Genomic DNA, 16,676 nt, shown 5'->3' on the forward strand with positions numbered 1-16,676 from the left:
TGTATCCCTGCTGCATTCCCTATTTACAGCTAGAAAATACAGCAATGGACAGATCACATATTATGATTTGGTTCCGGTATTGGATCCACCTTAAGACTTTCTCGATTAAACCAAGAGAAGAAAATTTTTGCTAAGACAACACCATATGTTATTTCTTGCATTAATTTCATAATAATACCGCCAAGCTGCTGATCTTCCAGCGTACCCATTGGCGAAAACATTTCAGGGCCGGAAATGGAAACTGCTATGCCCTGCAATACGTCATTCGGAACACATAAGGCAAGCGCTTGAATCCACGCACCATCCTGGCTATATGCCGCATATAATGGCACATCTGAAAATATAATCAATACACAAGCAGGCGTAATCAAGACACCATTCGCAAAAATATAAGCAATTTTTAATAGCGGTGAAATTGTATCCCGTTCCTTAATCGGTGTTAATATTGGAAACCATACAATAAACGCCGCAATCAAGATAACTGTTGATATTGTAGAATGCGCAATTGGCGATGCCTTCGTAAAGTCAAAAACGTCTGGAATATGATAAATTGAAAATAATGTATTAAAGAGCAACAGCGATATTAATGGCTTTGTTAATAATTTAAATACTGGTCTTATAATAGGAATATTAATGACCTTCTCCCATACCCAGCTTGGAATACCTTTTATCATTAATATTGGGAATATCAGGAAATATATAGCTAACTGAATCATATGAGCCGTTAGCATAATGTGCGTTAATAAATCTATTGGAGATCCTTTAACAGCATAAAGCAGTAGCATACCTGTAAAAAAATAGAACTGCTGTTTACCAGTCGGTTTATCTTTAATCCCAAACTTATGTCGAAAACGGATTGTTATTAAATAATAAGCAAGGCATAGCGCTAATACAAACAGTAAGTAATACGGGCTCCACAATGCACGAAACCCGAAAATTTGAAGTTCTAACCACATCATAATTCACTCCATAAATATAGCATATACATTATATTATAACGCAATTTAACAAGATGCACGCATTTTGAATGTGACAGAATTAGTAAAAAACAAAAGGCTGGGAAAAATCCCAGCCTTTTGTTGTAATGTTACCACCAAACGATTGTGCTTAATCCTGCCACAGCTAATATGGCTGCCCATATACCTCCGTAAATCATAGCCGATGCCATTTCATGTCCTTCATGTTTCATATGCATGAAATAATAAAATTGGAAAGCAACTTGCACGATTGCCAGAATAAGCAATATTGGAATAACCAGCATTTTATCCATCATTCCAGTTGCCACAACTACGAAAGCGAGAATAGTAAATACAATCATAAGCGCAAAACTAATTAATTGTTTTTGCATTTCTTCTTTGTTTTTTTTCTTATGAAAAGAATCAATTTTATTGGAACCGGTGTTTTCAGTCATGGATTAGCCCACCTTTCCCATTAGATATACTACAGTGAAAATGAACACCCAAACAACGTCAATAAAGTGCCAATATAGACTCCAAATATAAAATTTGGGAGCGTTGTACAGATTTAAACCTCTTCGTGCATTGCGGATTAACAATGTAATCATCCAGAATAACCCAAATGTTACGTGTCCTCCATGGAATCCAAGCAATGCATAGAAAGCAGATCCAAACGCTGATGATCGGAATGTAAATCCATATTCCGTAATATAATGATGAAACTCATAAAGTTCACAGCCAACAAAGCCAAAGCCAAGAATGATTGTAATGATAAACCAAAGAGTCATCTTGCCAAAATCATTATTCTTCATGTGATAAATTGCATACACACTTGTTAAAGAACTTGTTAATAATAATATTGTCATTACAAATACAAGTTCCAAACCAAATAATTCATTTCCTGCAGGTCCACCTGCAGTCGAATTATGAAGTGCCAGATAAGTTCCAAATAAGCTTGCAAAAAGAACTGTTTCTCCACCTAGGAAGAACCAAAATCCAATGAACTTATTTTTGCCCTCAAGGGTTGCCTTCTCAGGTTCATGCGGCATTGTTTCTGGATTTAAGGAATGATCGTGACTCATATTAGTCAGCCTCCCTTTCTAGTTCTTCTTTTGAAATATGATAACCTAGGTCATCCTTCATTGATCTTACTACCATCGTTCCTAATGAGAATGCCATACCGCCGATTAGGACTGCCAACCATGCTTTATTGTCTGTTTGATAAATAAAGCCAAATCCTGCTACAAATAGTCCTAATGAGAATAAGAATGGCAAGAAAGAATTGTTTGGCATATGAATTTCACCTAATGGTTCCGCTGGTGTCATTTTACCTTTTCCTTCTGACTTCTCAATCCATAATGGATCTAGTCCACGAACAAGTGGTGTTTGTTTAAAATTGTAATGTGCCGGCGGAGATGCAGTAGCCCATTCAAGCGTACGTCCATCCCACGGATCTGCCGGTGCTTTTTCATCCCTTGCAGTAAGAATTACGTTGATAATAAACACAATAACCCCAAATGCCATAAAGAAGGCACCAATTGTACTGATTAAGTTACCTAAATCCAATCCATCTCCAGAATGGAATACCCAATAGCGGCGAGGCATACCCATTAATCCAAGGAAATGCTGGATAAAGAAAGTTAAATGGAAACCAATGAAAAATGTCCAGAAAGTTAGTTTACCTAATCCTTCGCGTAAAACTCTGCCAAAGATTTTCGGCCACCAATAATGCAATGCTGCAAAAATACCAAAGATTGTTCCACCAACAATTACATAGTGGAAGTGGGCAATTACAAAGTACGTATCATGATATTGATAGTCAGCTGCAACAGTTGCTACCATTACACCAGTCATACCGCCAATAGTAAATGTAGGTATAAACGCAAGTGACCATAGCATTGCTGAGTTTATCGTTATGTTACCGCCCCATAATGTTGCGAGCCAGTTAAAGATCTTAATCCCCGTTGGAACAGCGATCGCCATTGTTGCAATCGAGAAGATTGAGTTCGCTACAGGACCTAAACCTACTGTAAACATGTGGTGTGCCCATACCATAAATCCTAAAAATGCGATTAACATTGTTGCAAATACCATTGCGGTATATCCAAATAGTCTTTTCTTTGCAAAAGTAGAAAATACATCACTGAATACACCAAATAAAGGCAAGATCAAAATATAAACCTCAGGGTGACCAAAAATCCAGAAAATATGTTCCCAGATTATCGTATTACCACCTAACGAAACATCAAAAAATGCAGTACCAAACATACGATCAAACATTAATAAGAACAAACCAACTGTTAAAGCTGGGAATGCGAATAAAATTAAAATACTTGCAATAAATGATGCCCAAGTAAATAGTGGCATACGCATGTAAGTCATACCCGGTGCACGCATATTAACTACTGTCACCAAGAAGTTAATACCACCAATTAATGTTCCGGCACCAGCTATTTGCAGACCCATGACATAGAAATCTACCCCATGACCTGGTGAAGTGGTTGATAATGGTGCATATGCAGTCCAACCTGCGTCCGGTGCACCACCCAAAAACCAACTGCAGTTAAGTAAAATACCACCAAACATAAATAACCAAAAACCTAATGAATTCAAATACGGAAATGCTACGTCACGCGCACCAATTTGCAGTGGAAGCACCGCATTCATTAATGCAAATATTAAAGGCATAGCCGCTAAGAAAATCATTGTAGTACCATGCATGGTTATCATTTCATTGTACAAACCAGCACTCAAGAAATCGTTGTCTGGTTTGGCTAATTGAATTCGAATTAACATCGCTTCTATTCCACCGATTAGGAAGAACAATCCGCCGCCAAATAAATACAAATGTGCAATTTTCTTATGGTCGACAGTTGTAACGTAATCCCATAACACGGAACCGAAGCCTCTTTTCTGAGTAGCTGCAACACTCACTACTTTAACCTCCCTTATACATCTTCCATCCCAAAATAATTATGTTATATATTTAAAAATTAATTTCCAGCGCTTTCAGAAGTAATCTCTGAAGGCTGTAATTGTAATAAGTAATCAGCAATTTTATTTGCCTCTTCTTTGGATACAGTTGGGTAATTACCAGTCATTTTGTTACCTGGTTTAATTGACTCTGGATCCATAATCCACTGAACAATATTATCTTTCGTATGTTCTTTAATACCAGCTACTTGTGTGCGGTCACCGAAGTTAGTTAAGTTTGGACCAACTTGAATTGGGGATGACCCAATAGCATGGCAGCCCATACAATTTTTTTCCTGGAATAATTCTTGTCCTTGCTGTGCAGTTTCACCCTCAGCAACAGCTTTAGGATCTACACTTTGCATGTCAGATACCCATTGTTCAAATTCCTCTGGGCTGACTGCAATTACTTTAAAGTCCATCAAAGAATGTGAAGGGCCGCATAACTCTGCACATTTACCCCAGTATACTCCCTCTTCATATGCTTCAATGTACATCGTATTTTCATTTTCGGGGTTTACATCCATTTTACCTGAAATTGCTGGTACCCAAAATGAATGAATGACATCAGAAGATTTCATGTTAAGATACACTTTTTCCCCTGTTGGTATATACAAATCCTGACTAGTTTGTATTTCTTGACCATTGTAATTAAAGTGCCACCAATATTGGTTACCTGTAACATCCACATTTAATGCCTTTTTTGAGCCTTCTGTATCAGCTAAATCAAACGTAGCAATCGTTGTTGGAACAGCAATGATAATTAGCAAAATAATTGGAATAACTGTCCAAATAGTTTCAAGTGTTTTATTCCCTTCAACCTGTTTTGGAATAAAATCCTCTTTTCCTTTCTTTTTACGGAAACGGACCAGCACAGTTACATACAAAATCATTACGATAAGCAGTACAAACAACATAACTACTGTTGATAAGATAATTAGGTCAAGTGATTTTTCTGCACCATATCCTTTAGGTATTAATGCAGTTAAATTTTCCCTACCACATCCCGACAGAACGAGCGCAATCGAGCCTAACAGTGTTAAAACCCGAAGTTTTCCCATCCAACCTTTCATGTAATCATACCTCTCTTTCTCTTTTGTTTCTTCCTTATATTTGTTTTACTTAAGGACAATTACAAAATTCCATTTTCATTATAGGGGGAACTCAAATGTTACCATAACCATCAAGATACACATAATGGTTAAATAATTTAATGAATAGATAAACATTAGATTTGCCCATTTAAGATCATTTTTCATAAAAAATCCACCAACACCCAAAGCAAGCCATCCAACATTAAGCAATGTTGCTATCACAACAAAAGTCGTGCCTAATGATACTAAATAAAATGGTAATGGCAACAAACATGCCGTATATACAACTATTTGGCGTTTTGTAAATGCAAATCCATGAACAACAGGAAGCATTGGGATACCAGCTGCTTTATATTCTTCGCTTTTTTTCATAGCCAATGCAAGAAAATGCGGTGTTTGCCATATAAACATTATGAGAAAAAACACAATAGCTGCCATATGTAAATCAGGGTCAATGGCTGCCCATCCAATTAACGGAGGCACTGCACCAGAAAAACTTCCTACAACAGTATTCAAGGTATATTTACGCTTAGTCCACATCGTATATAAAACAACATATGTAAACCAACCTAAAAAACCAATAACAGCAGCTTCAATGGTTGTTAGAAGTAAAAGTATGAGTCCAACACCCGTTGCCGCTATTCCTAATAGAAGTACTTGGTTTAAGGGTATGGATCCTGTAACTGTTGGCCGTTTTTTTGTACGCGTCATTACTGGGTCAATATCTGCATCATACCAGTTATTCAGAATACATCCGCCGGCAATTACCAGACCACTTCCGGCCATTGTTAGCAAAAAGGTACCCCAGTTTGCTATAAATGAAGCATCTGTGAAATATAGTGCTAACCAGAAGCCAGCAAATGTTGTGATTAAATTTGAATTAACGATACCAATTTTTATTAATGATTTCAGATCGCTAACTAATGTGGTGCCAATTTTCTCAGATGCTGCAACATTACCGATCACTTGTGTGGAAGTTGTTTCCACCTTATTCATGTCATTATCCCCCCTTCAAATCCCCAACAAAAAGGCACACAATAAAAGAGCATACTAGAAAACAGCAACTTACTATTACTATTCCCAAAAGTATCCTGTCTATAATCCTAATTGTATCATGGAATTGTATTACATTCTATTAACCACATAGTGTTATTTTACATTTTTTTAGCATCTATTAAATGTGACAAATTTGTGAAATTGAGACTAAAAATAAAATAAAAGGCATTATAGCCTTCCATTGTAAAACAAAGATATGTAGTTAAACCCATTATAATGGGCACAATGGTGGAAAGCTTATCAAATATCCCCTACATTATTTCTAGCAAACAACGCACCACTTTGCAAGGGTTTTTTATTTTTTTATAGTGAAAATAGTAATAAATAATGATAAGATGACAATTGTGTGATTTTCACATTGTTTGTATTGCCCTCTATTAGAAAAAAGTATTACTATAAAGCTATTGTATATATTTATTTGCATAAAAGTGAGGCCTTATTATGATCAAAATATTAAAATGGCTATCAGTTGTAGCTGCAATTGGCATGGTTTTTGTTTTAATTGGAGGTGCACTCGTTACCAAGACAGATTCTGGTGCTGGATGCGGAGCAAGCTGGCCATTATGCCACGGGAAATTTGTACCGTTACCATCCGATATAACACCTGAACTTGTCATCGAATTAAGTCATCGACTCGTCTCTGGAATAATGGGAATTGTCGTTTTAGCTTTATCATTTTTATCCTGGAAGCACCTTGGGCATATTCGTGAAATGAAATTCCTATCCTTTTTATCTGCATTCTTTTTAATTTTGCAAGCTTTAATAGGAGCAGCGGCTGTTAAATGGGGGCAGTCTGATTTTGTTCTTGCTACCCATTTCGGTATTTCGTTGATATCGTTTGTTGCAGTCTTCCTGCTAATGCTATTAATTTTTGAAATAGATAAGAAATTCGATGCTACGTCATTAACAATTCAAAAGAAGCACCGCATTGAAATATATGCCTTAGCTATTTATACATTAATTGTTGTCTACACAGGTGCATACGTTCGCCACGCAAATGCAAGTATGGTTTGTGCTGACTGGCCATTTTGTACGAATGAATCGCCATTCTCGTTTTCAACATTCAGATTCGACCAATGGGTACAAATGGGACATCGTTTAGCGGCGGGAATTCTTTTTCTCTGGACTATCATATTTTTTATAAAAGTCATGAAAAACTATGCTGCAAATAGGGTAATGTTCTGGGGATGGATAACAACTTTAACACTAATAATTTTACAGGTTTTCTTTGGTGCTATGATCATATTTTCCATGTTGAATCTTGGTATTGCATTGCTGCATGCATTAGTAATATCCTGCTATTTCGCCATGTTAAGTTATTTCATTTTACTATCTTCAAGAAGTGCTAAATACGAAAAACAATTAATCAATTTAAATAAGAATGCTAATTCAAAATAAAAAGCAGGCAGCCGGACATTTCCGCTCCCTGCTTTTTATTTTATTCAAATTCAATAAGTAAATCGTTTACTGCTAATGCGTCTCCGTTTTTAACGTAAATTTCTTTTATAACACCTGAAAAAGGAGCTTGTACCGTTGTTTCCATTTTCATTGCCTCGTTAATAAGCAAATAATCACCTTTATTTACTTTATCACCTTTTTCGCATAACACTTTTACAACAGTACCAGGCATTGTCGCCCCGATGTGTTTTTCGTTGCCTTTATCCACTTTTGGCCTGGTAACTATTTGTGATTTTACACTTTCATCTTTAATAACCACTTCCCTGGATTGACCATTTAATTCAAAGTAGATGACTCGTGTACCGTCAGATCTTGCTTCAGAAACAGAAACCAGTTTTACGATTAATGTTTTCCCTTGCTCGATTTCAACCTCGATTTCCTCACCCAGCTTCATTCCATAGAAAAATGTTGGTGTGTCAAGAACAGACATATCACCATATGTTTCATAGAATTTATGGTAATCCATATACACCTTAGGATATAAGGCATACGAGATCATATCAAAACTTGTTACAGGTCTGTCCAGCGATTTATACAGTTGTTCCTTTAGCTGAATAAAATCAATCGGGTCCAGCAGTTCACCTGGCCGTACATTAATTGGTTTCTTTCCTTTTAGAATAATCCGTTGCAATTCTTGCGGGAAACCTTGATACGGCTGACCAATATAACCTTGAGCAAATTCTATTACAGAATCAGGAAAATCAATTGATTCTCCCCGTTCATAAATATCATCCTCAGTTAAATTATTCTGAACCATAAACAATGTCATATCACCTACTACTTTAGATGATGGTGTAACCTTAATTAAATCCCCAAACATATCATTTACTTGACGAAACATTGTTTTCACTTCATTCCAGCGTTCTTCTAATCCAACTGCTTTTGCCTGCTGCTTTAAATTACTGTATTGTCCCCCAGGCATTTCATGAAAGTAAATTTCTGTATGCGGTGATTTCATGCCGCTTTCAAAGTCTTGATAATAGCCGCGGACATCTTCCCAGTAATAGGACAACTTTTCAAATGATCCGACATTTACTTTTGGCTGGCGTTTTGTACCTTCTAATGCATGATATAGTGTTTGGGCGCTTGGCTGTGATGTTAAGCCTGACATTGGCCCGCATGCTACATCTACCGCATCAACACCAGCATCAATTGCCCGGGCATACATATGAATACCATTTCCGCTCGTATCGTGCGTGTGAAGATGAACCGGCAGATCAATTGATTCTTTTAATGTTGAAATTAGCTGATATGCAGCTTCTGGTTTGAGCAGTCCAGCCATATCCTTAATACCTAAAATATGTGCCCCGGACTGTTCAAGCTCTTTAGCTAAATTCTTATAGTAATTTAAATCATATTTTGTACGGCCAGTGTCTAATATGTCGCCTGTATAGCACATAGATGCTTCGGCAATTTTATTATTGTCCCTAACGGCTTGAATCGCAGGTGTCATCCCCTCTAACCAATTTAAGCTATCAAAAATGCGAAATACATCTATTCCAGCAGTCGCACTTTTTTCGACGAATTCTTTTATTAGGTTATCTGGATAGTTCTTATACCCGACAGCGTTGCTGGCACGCAGAAGCATCTGGAACAGAACATTCGGAATTTTTTCTCTAAGCTTTAACAATCGTTCCCAAGGATCTTCCTTTAGAAAACGGTAAGAAACGTCAAATGTCGCTCCTCCCCACATCTCTACTGAAAATAATTCGGGTAATAAGCGTGCAGTAGGTTCAGCGATCTGCAGTAAATCCTTTGAGCGCACTCTTGTCGCAAGCAGCGATTGATGAGCATCACGGAAGGTTGTATCTGTAAGCTTTACATCCGTTTCTTCCTTTAGCCATTTTGCTAATCCCTCAGGGCCACGCTCGTCTAAAATTTGCTTGGTACCTTCTGGGAATTTTTGAACCTGATTAACTTTTGGAATCCTTGGATTTAAGAAAATTGGTTTTTCCTTTTTTGTCATTCCTTCAAAACCATTCACCGTTGTATTTCCAATATACGTAAGCATTTTTGTTCCTCGGTCCTTGCGTTTTGGAAAAACAAATAGTTCTGGTGACTTGTCGATAAACGTTGTGTTATATTCGCCAGATAAAAATTGCTTATGCAGAATAACATTCTCTAAAAATGGAATATTTGTTTTTATACCGCGAATACGGAATTCTTTTAAATTTCGGACCATCTTATTTGCAGCTTGCTCAAACGTTAGTGCCCATGTTGACACCTTAACAAGCAATGAATCATAATGCGGCGATATAACAGCGCCTTGGAATCCGTTACCAGCATCAAGCCTCACTCCAAAACCGCCACCCGTACGGTACGCCATGATTTTACCTGTATCAGGCATGAAATTATTTAGCGGATCTTCTGTTGTAACACGAGATTGAATAGCAAATCCGTTTGTTGCTATATTATCCTGATCTGGAATCCCTATCGATTCAGCATGTATAGATTGTCCCTCAGCCACCTTTATTTGTGTTTGTACAATATCAATTCCTGTTACCAGCTCTGTTATGGTGTGTTCTACTTGGACACGCGGATTTACTTCAATGAAATAAAAGTCGTTTCCAGTTACCAGAAATTCTACAGTACCGGCATTTAGATAGTTTACTTTTTGCATCAGTTTTACTGCCGCGTCACAGATTTTTAATCTTAATCCATCTGGCAATGCTACACTTGGTGCTACCTCTACTACCTTCTGATGCCTTCTTTGAACAGAACAGTCCCTTTCAAATAAATGCACAATATTTCCATGCTGATCACCAATTATTTGTACCTCAATATGTTTCGGGTTTTCGATAAGTTTCTCGACATATACCTCATCATTTCCAAATGCTGCTTTTGCTTCCGATTTAGCCCGGTCATACGCTTCTCCTAGCCCATTGGCATTACGAACAATCCGCATTCCCCGGCCACCGCCGCCAAGCGATGCTTTAATAATAATCGGAAAGCCAAATTCCTCACCAAATCCCTCTATTTCTTCAATTGAAGATACAGGACCATCACTTCCAGGGATTACAGGCAATCCAGCATTTACCGCCTGTGTCCTAGCTTTCACCTTATCACCAAACATGTCCAGATGCTTACTGCTTGGCCCTATAAATATAATCCCCTCTTCTTCACATCGTTTAGCAAAGTGAATATTTTCCGATAAGAACCCATATCCGGGATGAATAGCATCAACATCCACCTTTTTAGCAACTTCAATGATACCCTCAATATCTAAGTAAGCATCAATTGGTTTCTTTCCTTCACCAACTAGATAGGATTCATCCGCTTTATACCGATGATAGGAACCTGTATCTTCCTTGGAATATACAGCAACCGTACGTATATTTAATTCCGTACAAGCACGAAAAACCCGAATTGCAATTTCCCCGCGATTAGCGACTAAAACTTTTTGAATTTGATTTATACTAGCCATGATTTTCCTCCTCTATTATTAGAAGCCATATTTTCTGGCATATCTTTTTCATTTACCGGTACTGGTTGTCTTTCCCGCTTTTTCACAGATTTTGCAATATTATTTAATATTCCCATAGAGATCATCATAACCAATAGCGATGATCCGCCATAGCTGACAAATGGAAGTGGTACTCCGGTTATTGGCAGTAATCCGCTTATAGCACCAAGATTGATAAAAGCTTGTATCCCTACCATCGATGAAATCCCTATGGCTAACAGCGCTCCAAAACTATCGTCACATTTTCTAGCTATAAAAATGCCTCGTAAAATAATTGTTGCTAGCAGCCCTATAACGATAATAACGCCAATAAATCCTAATTCCTCTGCAATAACTGCCATTATGAAATCGGTATGTGCCTCCTGCAAATAGCCAAGCTTTTGTACACTATGTCCTAACCCTTCACCCGTCAGACCACCGACACCAATTGCCAAATAGGATTGTATTAAATGGTATCCATCTGAATCAGGCGTTTCAAATGGCTGGTATGCGCCTGTAAAGCGGGCAATTCTTTCATCTGTAACCATACTCGGTATCGCAATCGCAACAACTGCTAAACCAATAAAAATAAGAATGGATAAATGTTTAAAGCGAATACCAGAACTAAAGATTACCGAACATGCTATTAGAAAGATAATAGCAGCGGTACCAATATCCGGCTGCATTACAATCAACCCTAACACAATACCTGTTAACACTAATGGCGGCAAAACACCCCTGTTAAAATCATTAATATAGGATTGTTTTTTGGAGTAGATAGACGCCAAATACATGATTAATCCTAATTTAGCAAATTCAGCAGGCTGCAGACTGCCAAAACCAAAACTAAACCAGGATTTGGCATTATTTACTTCATTACCAAATAAAAGTACTCCCACCAATAACCCCAATACGAGCAGGATAACCAGTTTCATCAGTTTTTGATAATATTTATATGGGAAGATACAACATAAAGCAAAACCAATAAAACCAAGCACAAACCATTGAAGCTGCTTAAATAAATAATGTGTACTTTCGTATCCCTCCACAACCGCAATTACCATACTGGCACTGTAGATCATGACAATGCCAAATCCCGCTAATAGGATAGGTGTAATCATAAGAGTAAAATCATAATCTTTAAATTTCTTAATCATCTTACTTCTCCCCAGAATATGTATTAAGGTAAAGATGAAATAGAAATTTTCAAATAGTTTAACACATTATAGAAAAAGTGTAATCTATTCCACAGAATTGTGTTTCATCATCTACCAAAATTATTTATATTTTATTATAGTACCATCTATCTCGATTGGAAATAACAAGAATTTAAAATAAAAAAACCTTGCCATTTAAATTGTCGGCAAAGTTTTTACTCTAAGCTGCAGTTTATACAGAATTCTGTGCTGCTTCGTGAAGCACATTGAGTTGTCTTTCCAAATTCTCGAGAAGTGCTTTACCTTCATTCTCGCTGATTAAGTTCAAACGCACAGCAAAATCAATTTCTCTTGAAAGACCAAACATTTGTGTATCTAAAACCTCTTCATATAAGGGACATTGAGGCATCGTTAAGTTCTCAATTTGAACTTCTATTAGTTTCAATATTTTGTCAGCATCAGCCTTAAGAAGGGCATAGGCTTTTTCACGATGATCAACTGTCATCTCGGGTATCATATATATCCCCTCCGCTCTTAAAGACTTTCTTCTATATTATCTTATCGTTAGCAACAATAAATTGCAAATAAAATTACTATAAATTTATAGTAAATCAATATTTTCAGTTCTAAAATCGTGAAAAAACTTTGCATGTCTGCTATTCTTGATAAAGATTAATTTGAAAGGTGGCGCAACAATGATTGTACCAATCACAGGAAATGTTACATATAAAATTACGCTTGATCCAACGGTTTGGATCTTCGACGATCGAAAAATTTTACTTGAAGAAGCATTTTTGACGAATGCTAGCAAACATACAGTTACTGAGAGTGAATTGGAAGAAGCTTCAAAACGCTGGGATAGAGCAGTTTATCAGCAAAAAGTTAATCCACCCGTAAACAGAAGCATTTCCCGTTTAGAAGGTGAGAAAATATTAACAAATTCCTATGTAATGCCAATTAACGAATTTATAAACCACGCTGAAATTAAAGATGATGCTCAAAAAGCTACATTAGTTACGGATAATGGGGATGTTGACATTTCATTAGATGAACTCAAAAATGCTTATTTTCTGTTCTCTATTGATGGCAAACCACTAAAAGAAAATGGGCCAGTACATGTCTACTATAAGGACGGATCAAATAAAAATAACCCTATCACAGGAGTTAACAAAATCGTTATTGTCTGATAATGCGCCCTTCATACGTTTTGTATTTAACTATTTCATGCAAGCTGGACAATTTGAATATTTGCGGGAGAAACACTCTTAAAAAGCTGATTGGTATTTTGCTCCAATCGGCTTTTTGTATAATTTGACACTTAAGACAAAAAATAAACAGCAAAAGCGAAATGACTGATTAAATTTTAAAGTTAGTCATTTTCATTTAAGGAGGAGTGTCAAATGAATATTCGTATAGGAATAGTATTATTTAGCTGTTTACTATTTATGATTGGCTGCCAACAAGATAATCAAGATAATGCATTAACCGATGAAGGCACGAATAATCGTTTTTTGCAGGTTGAGAACTCTGACCCAACTGAAAATCAAAATTTAAATAATAGACAGATGGCGGATCATTTAGCAAAAGTTGCCGGTGATGTACCAAATGTTAATGATTCCGCCGCAATTGTTGCTGGTCCATATGCTGTAGTTGCTATCGACGTGGACAAAGATCTTGATCGTTCTCGTGTGGGGACAATTAAATATTCTGTATTAGAGGCATTGCAGCACGATCCTTATGGCAAAACAGCTGTAGTTGTCGCAGACGCAGATGTTATGGAAAGAATCCGGGGTATGAGTAATAAGATTAGCCAGGGTCATCCTGTTCACGGTGTTGTAGATGAATTATCGGCAATAGTCGGCCGATACATGCCTGATTTCCCAATTAGTGATGACCAGCCAGATGAACCAGATCAAAATAAAGAAGTGATTCCAAAAAAAGATGAGAAAAAACTTGATGACATTCAAGAGGACCAATCCAACCAAAGAAATCAGGAATAGCTGCTTTCTTTGGGCTCAAATGGAAATCCTCCCCTTATAAGAGTGGGGAGGATTTCGTTATGAATTACTTTTTGCTTTTACCTCATTATAATAATTTACACCAAATTGTGATCCCTCTGATACCATTTTTGCATTCTCAAATTGCGCCAGATCTTTATTATCCGTTTGATCCGGAATACCAGCATCTTCTAAAGTTGTACTATTGTGGTTAAATTCCTTCATTTTTTGTGTTGCAAATTTTACTTTTTCTTTTAACTTGTTTCTATTATCCTTATCTTTCAAGACGTATCCAGCGACACCTGCACCTACTGCTCCTATGGCAGAAAATACATAACGTTTCTTCATCAAATCGTCCTCTCAAATGTCATTTACAAGACCATTCCCCACATATTATCTTATAAAACATCAATAATATACTTCTTTAATGAGCTTCCATCCTATGTTATAGTTATACCTAATAAGCCTACTCTGAGGTGAAACCATGCAAGTTAAATGTGTTATATGTGACAATATAGAAGATATTAACGACAGTTCTTTACAAGCAAAACGTTTAAGAAACCGCAGAATTCATATGTATTTATGTGAATCATGCTATCAACGAATTGACGATAAAACGAAAGCACGCCACGCTTCAGGCAACTTTCGCCTTTATCGTGAAAAGAAGAAAAAAAACGATTTATTGTAAAAAACAAAACTCCCGATCTATTAAGAGAGGGAGTTTTGTTGTTATTCATTATTTTGCTCTTTACGCTGTCTATGTAACCGAAACCTGTAAATACCCAAAACAATACAAATAATAATTAAACTTTCCGTCATTGGCATTTTGAATATGCTAAAAATAGTTATGATAAACGTGCCTATTGCTAACATGATATATACAAAAAGCGATTTTAACAAAGGTAGCTGACGGGCAAATCCTAGTTTAAAAGCAATTGCACCAAAAATTAAATTAAGAACATAAAAAATTAAAAATACATGATCTGTCCCGTAATTATCTACAATTAAATCAAAAATAAACATTTGTCTCCCCCATATATTAAAACTCTTTTACTATCATACTAAATCTTTCCTTCTCTTGCTAGTTCTAACCGTTATGATTGGGACCTGCGTTTTGAAAAAGCTATGATAATCATTTATACTATTCCATGTAATAGAGGTGAAAACGATGAAAAACATAAACTTTCCCATGTTTATGCTGGCTATGCTCGTCATTCTAATGTTTGTAGCGGCGGGGGTTGCCATTGCATTCCGAAATATTTGGTTTGTTACACTGTTTATTTTACTAGGTTTTGCATTTATGGGATTCGGATTATCTATCAAACGCAGAAAAAGTGACTCTTTTTAATCCAGAGTCACTTTTTTCCTTTTTTAATAAAGTCGTTGATAATGCTTTTTTGAATGGCTGGATGACATGTTAAAATTGAATTTTTTTCAAGCATGTTGACATCTCCACCCATGATATTTGTAGTAACCCCGCCAACCTCATTCACGATTACAATTCCTGCTGCTACATCCCATGGGGCTAGGCTCATTGTCAGATAACCATCCATTATTCCTTCAGCTACATAGGCAAATTCCAATGCAGCTGATCCGTATGTTCTAGTACCACGAACCTCTCGCACAAGCTTTTGCATTATTTGTTCTTCAACCAATCGATTTTCCAATAGCCAAAAGTGATTTAACCCCAGTAATGACTCATCTAATTTTACTTGTTCTTTCAATTGTGGTAATTGTTTATTATCCTTGTAAGCACCCTCCCCACGCTTGGCACTATATAAATTATCATCCATTACATTATAAATTAAACCCATTTCCCCAATTCCCTGATGGTAAATACCAATTGAAATAGCAAAGTTACGTTTTTGCTGAACAAAATTCATTGTTCCATCAATCGGATCAACAATCCATACGATCCCATCCAATGACTGAAGATTGTCACCAAATCCTTCTTCACTTAACAATAAGTGTTCAGGGTATTCTGATTTAATTTTCCTAACAAAAAATTGTTCCGTTTCCTTGTCCATGTGTGTTACTAAATCTTTTGGATTTGATTTTGTGTCAATAGTTAACGGATCATCAATTCTTTCTCTAATCGCGCCCCCTGCTTCAAGTATCCATTTTTTAGCTTGATTAAAGATTTCATCGCGAAGTTCCAAGTTCATTTAAAAGCCTCCAATATTCTCATTGCTACAATAGTATCAAATTGACGTAAGCTAGTCATATAATTGGATTATACAGAATGAGTCTCTATAAAAAATGACCGCCATATGTATCAACTATGAATTGACAGTTGTGATACTGGGGTCAATTAAACTTTGCTCTTATTCATTTTCTATCTTCATAAGTTGGATGCGTAAGTGCTCTAACCGCTCTTTTGTCTTTATAATTTGAACAGTATCTTTAGCTTGTAATGCATCATAGAGTGTCATAAGTTCATAATCGATTTCCATGCGAATGACAGGCAATCTCTCTTGTGCTTCTTTTCTCCTAAGTGCTTCCATTACATACTTCATAACACCTACATCCTTTCAGATGGCTTT

At 36.5% G+C, this 16,676-nt stretch carries 18 protein-coding genes; 5 read left to right on the forward strand and 13 right to left on the reverse strand.

The window, feature by feature from the left end:
* Positions 1-53: 53 nt before the first annotated feature.
* The 6 genes from ctaG to cyoE all read right to left on the reverse strand — a co-directional run bounded on the left by ctaG (position 54) and on the right by cyoE (position 6,019).
* Positions 54-956, reverse strand: a complete 903-nt coding sequence (ctaG, locus tag IEV74_RS06300; protein ID WP_188454511.1) for a cytochrome c oxidase assembly factor CtaG — start codon at positions 954-956, stop codon at positions 54-56.
* Between the two features lie 131 nt (positions 957-1,087).
* The gene (gene ctaF / locus IEV74_RS06305; protein ID WP_188454512.1) at positions 1,088-1,411 is read right to left on the reverse strand and encodes a cytochrome c oxidase subunit IVB; all 324 of its coding nucleotides are present in this window, start codon (positions 1,409-1,411) and stop codon (positions 1,088-1,090) included.
* Between the two features lie 3 nt (positions 1,412-1,414).
* Positions 1,415-2,038, reverse strand: a complete 624-nt coding sequence (locus IEV74_RS06310; protein WP_188454513.1) for a cytochrome (ubi)quinol oxidase subunit III — start codon at positions 2,036-2,038, stop codon at positions 1,415-1,417.
* A 1-nt stretch (position 2,039) separates the two neighbouring features.
* Complete coding sequence (gene ctaD / locus IEV74_RS06315) at positions 2,040-3,890, reverse strand: cytochrome c oxidase subunit I (RefSeq protein ID WP_188454514.1); 1,851 nt, start codon at positions 3,888-3,890, stop codon at positions 2,040-2,042.
* A gap of 59 nt (positions 3,891-3,949) precedes the next feature.
* Positions 3,950-5,002 (reverse strand): cytochrome c oxidase subunit II, encoded by a 1,053-nt coding sequence (coxB, locus tag IEV74_RS06320; protein ID WP_188454515.1) that lies wholly within the window; start codon positions 5,000-5,002, stop codon positions 3,950-3,952.
* A gap of 78 nt (positions 5,003-5,080) precedes the next feature.
* Positions 5,081-6,019, reverse strand: coding sequence for a heme o synthase (gene cyoE / locus IEV74_RS06325; protein WP_188454516.1), 939 nt, complete (start codon positions 6,017-6,019; stop codon positions 5,081-5,083).
* Positions 6,020-6,520: 501 nt separating this feature from the next.
* Between cyoE and IEV74_RS06330 the strand changes: the two genes are divergently transcribed.
* Positions 6,521-7,477 (forward strand): COX15/CtaA family protein, encoded by a 957-nt coding sequence (locus tag IEV74_RS06330; protein WP_188454517.1) that lies wholly within the window; start codon positions 6,521-6,523, stop codon positions 7,475-7,477.
* A 40-nt stretch (positions 7,478-7,517) separates the two neighbouring features.
* Here the strand turns inward: IEV74_RS06330 and pyc are convergent, their stop codons facing one another.
* From pyc to IEV74_RS06345, 3 genes are all read right to left on the reverse strand, one after another.
* A complete protein-coding gene (pyc, locus tag IEV74_RS06335; RefSeq protein WP_188454518.1) occupies positions 7,518-10,961 on the reverse strand; it encodes a pyruvate carboxylase in 3,444 nt (1,147 codons plus the stop codon).
* Positions 10,949-12,136: a putative lipid II flippase FtsW gene (gene ftsW / locus IEV74_RS06340; protein WP_188454519.1), complete on the reverse strand. Its 1,188-nt coding sequence runs from the start codon at positions 12,134-12,136 to the stop codon at positions 10,949-10,951. The genes pyc and ftsW overlap by 13 nt, the downstream gene beginning before the upstream one ends.
* Positions 12,137-12,368: 232 nt before the next feature.
* Positions 12,369-12,653 (reverse strand): Fpa/YlaN family protein, encoded by a 285-nt coding sequence (locus IEV74_RS06345; RefSeq protein ID WP_373284308.1) that lies wholly within the window; start codon positions 12,651-12,653, stop codon positions 12,369-12,371.
* A 178-nt stretch (positions 12,654-12,831) separates the two neighbouring features.
* On the opposite strand from IEV74_RS06345, the gene IEV74_RS06350 reads away from it, so the two are divergent.
* Both IEV74_RS06350 and IEV74_RS06355 read left to right on the forward strand, forming a co-directional pair.
* Positions 12,832-13,323 carry a hypothetical protein gene (locus IEV74_RS06350; RefSeq protein ID WP_188454520.1) on the forward strand — a complete coding sequence of 164 codons (492 nt, stop codon included), beginning with the start codon at positions 12,832-12,834 and terminating at the stop codon, positions 13,321-13,323.
* A 213-nt stretch (positions 13,324-13,536) separates the two neighbouring features.
* Positions 13,537-14,136, forward strand: a complete 600-nt coding sequence (locus IEV74_RS06355) for a YhcN/YlaJ family sporulation lipoprotein (RefSeq protein ID WP_188454521.1) — start codon at positions 13,537-13,539, stop codon at positions 14,134-14,136.
* Positions 14,137-14,193: 57 nt separating this feature from the next.
* On the opposite strand, the gene IEV74_RS06360 is transcribed toward IEV74_RS06355, so the two are convergent.
* Entirely contained in the window at positions 14,194-14,481 is a 288-nt protein-coding gene (locus IEV74_RS06360) for a YbyB family protein (RefSeq protein WP_188454522.1), read from the reverse strand.
* A gap of 136 nt (positions 14,482-14,617) precedes the next feature.
* Between IEV74_RS06360 and IEV74_RS06365 the strand changes: the two genes are divergently transcribed.
* Positions 14,618-14,821, forward strand: coding sequence for a YlaI family protein (locus tag IEV74_RS06365; protein WP_188454523.1), 204 nt, complete (start codon positions 14,618-14,620; stop codon positions 14,819-14,821).
* 41 nt (positions 14,822-14,862) lie between these two features.
* Here the strand turns inward: IEV74_RS06365 and IEV74_RS06370 are convergent, their stop codons facing one another.
* Positions 14,863-15,156, reverse strand: coding sequence for a YlaH-like family protein (locus tag IEV74_RS06370; RefSeq protein ID WP_188454524.1), 294 nt, complete (start codon positions 15,154-15,156; stop codon positions 14,863-14,865).
* A gap of 145 nt (positions 15,157-15,301) precedes the next feature.
* Here IEV74_RS06370 and IEV74_RS06375 point away from each other — a divergent pair, with 145 nt between their 5' ends.
* Positions 15,302-15,481, forward strand: a complete 180-nt coding sequence (locus IEV74_RS06375) for a DUF5325 family protein (protein WP_188454525.1) — start codon at positions 15,302-15,304, stop codon at positions 15,479-15,481.
* A gap of 7 nt (positions 15,482-15,488) precedes the next feature.
* Here the strand turns inward: IEV74_RS06375 and IEV74_RS06380 are convergent, their stop codons facing one another.
* Complete coding sequence (locus IEV74_RS06380) at positions 15,489-16,298, reverse strand: inositol monophosphatase family protein (protein WP_188454526.1); 810 nt, start codon at positions 16,296-16,298, stop codon at positions 15,489-15,491.
* Positions 16,299-16,457: 159 nt separating this feature from the next.
* The gene (locus IEV74_RS06385) at positions 16,458-16,649 is read right to left on the reverse strand and encodes a YkzI domain-containing protein (protein WP_188454527.1); all 192 of its coding nucleotides are present in this window, start codon (positions 16,647-16,649) and stop codon (positions 16,458-16,460) included.
* Positions 16,650-16,676: the final 27 nt, after the last annotated feature.

It is taken from the genome of Virgibacillus oceani (assembly GCF_014638995.1).
GTDB lineage: Bacteria > Bacillota > Bacilli > Bacillales > Amphibacillaceae > Virgibacillus_E > Virgibacillus_E oceani.

Excerpts from the sequence above, each read along its gene's own strand:
- ctaG (WP_188454511.1), bottom strand. The coding sequence starts at position 956 with ATGTGGTTAGAACTTCAAATTTTCGGGTTTCGTGCATTGTGGAGCCCG.
- ctaF (WP_188454512.1), bottom strand. The coding sequence starts at position 1,411 with ATGACTGAAAACACCGGTTCCAATAAAATTGATTCTTTTCATAAGAAA.
- IEV74_RS06310 (WP_188454513.1), bottom strand. The coding sequence starts at position 2,038 with ATGAGTCACGATCATTCCTTAAATCCAGAAACAATGCCGCATGAACCT.
- coxB (WP_188454515.1), bottom strand. The coding sequence starts at position 5,002 with ATGAAAGGTTGGATGGGAAAACTTCGGGTTTTAACACTGTTAGGCTCG.
- cyoE (WP_188454516.1), bottom strand. The coding sequence starts at position 6,019 with ATGAATAAGGTGGAAACAACTTCCACACAAGTGATCGGTAATGTTGCA.
- IEV74_RS06330 (WP_188454517.1), top strand. The coding sequence starts at position 6,521 with ATGATCAAAATATTAAAATGGCTATCAGTTGTAGCTGCAATTGGCATG.
- pyc (WP_188454518.1), bottom strand. The coding sequence starts at position 10,961 with ATGGCTAGTATAAATCAAATTCAAAAAGTTTTAGTCGCTAATCGCGGG.
- ftsW (WP_188454519.1), bottom strand. The coding sequence starts at position 12,136 with ATGATTAAGAAATTTAAAGATTATGATTTTACTCTTATGATTACACCT.
- IEV74_RS06345 (WP_373284308.1), bottom strand. The coding sequence starts at position 12,653 with ATGATACCCGAGATGACAGTTGATCATCGTGAAAAAGCCTATGCCCTT.
- IEV74_RS06350 (WP_188454520.1), top strand. The coding sequence starts at position 12,832 with ATGATTGTACCAATCACAGGAAATGTTACATATAAAATTACGCTTGAT.
- IEV74_RS06355 (WP_188454521.1), top strand. The coding sequence starts at position 13,537 with ATGAATATTCGTATAGGAATAGTATTATTTAGCTGTTTACTATTTATG.
- IEV74_RS06360 (WP_188454522.1), bottom strand. The coding sequence starts at position 14,481 with ATGAAGAAACGTTATGTATTTTCTGCCATAGGAGCAGTAGGTGCAGGT.
- IEV74_RS06365 (WP_188454523.1), top strand. The coding sequence starts at position 14,618 with ATGCAAGTTAAATGTGTTATATGTGACAATATAGAAGATATTAACGAC.
- IEV74_RS06370 (WP_188454524.1), bottom strand. The coding sequence starts at position 15,156 with ATGTTTATTTTTGATTTAATTGTAGATAATTACGGGACAGATCATGTA.
- IEV74_RS06375 (WP_188454525.1), top strand. The coding sequence starts at position 15,302 with ATGAAAAACATAAACTTTCCCATGTTTATGCTGGCTATGCTCGTCATT.
- IEV74_RS06380 (WP_188454526.1), bottom strand. The coding sequence starts at position 16,298 with ATGAACTTGGAACTTCGCGATGAAATCTTTAATCAAGCTAAAAAATGG.
- IEV74_RS06385 (WP_188454527.1), bottom strand. The coding sequence starts at position 16,649 with ATGAAGTATGTAATGGAAGCACTTAGGAGAAAAGAAGCACAAGAGAGA.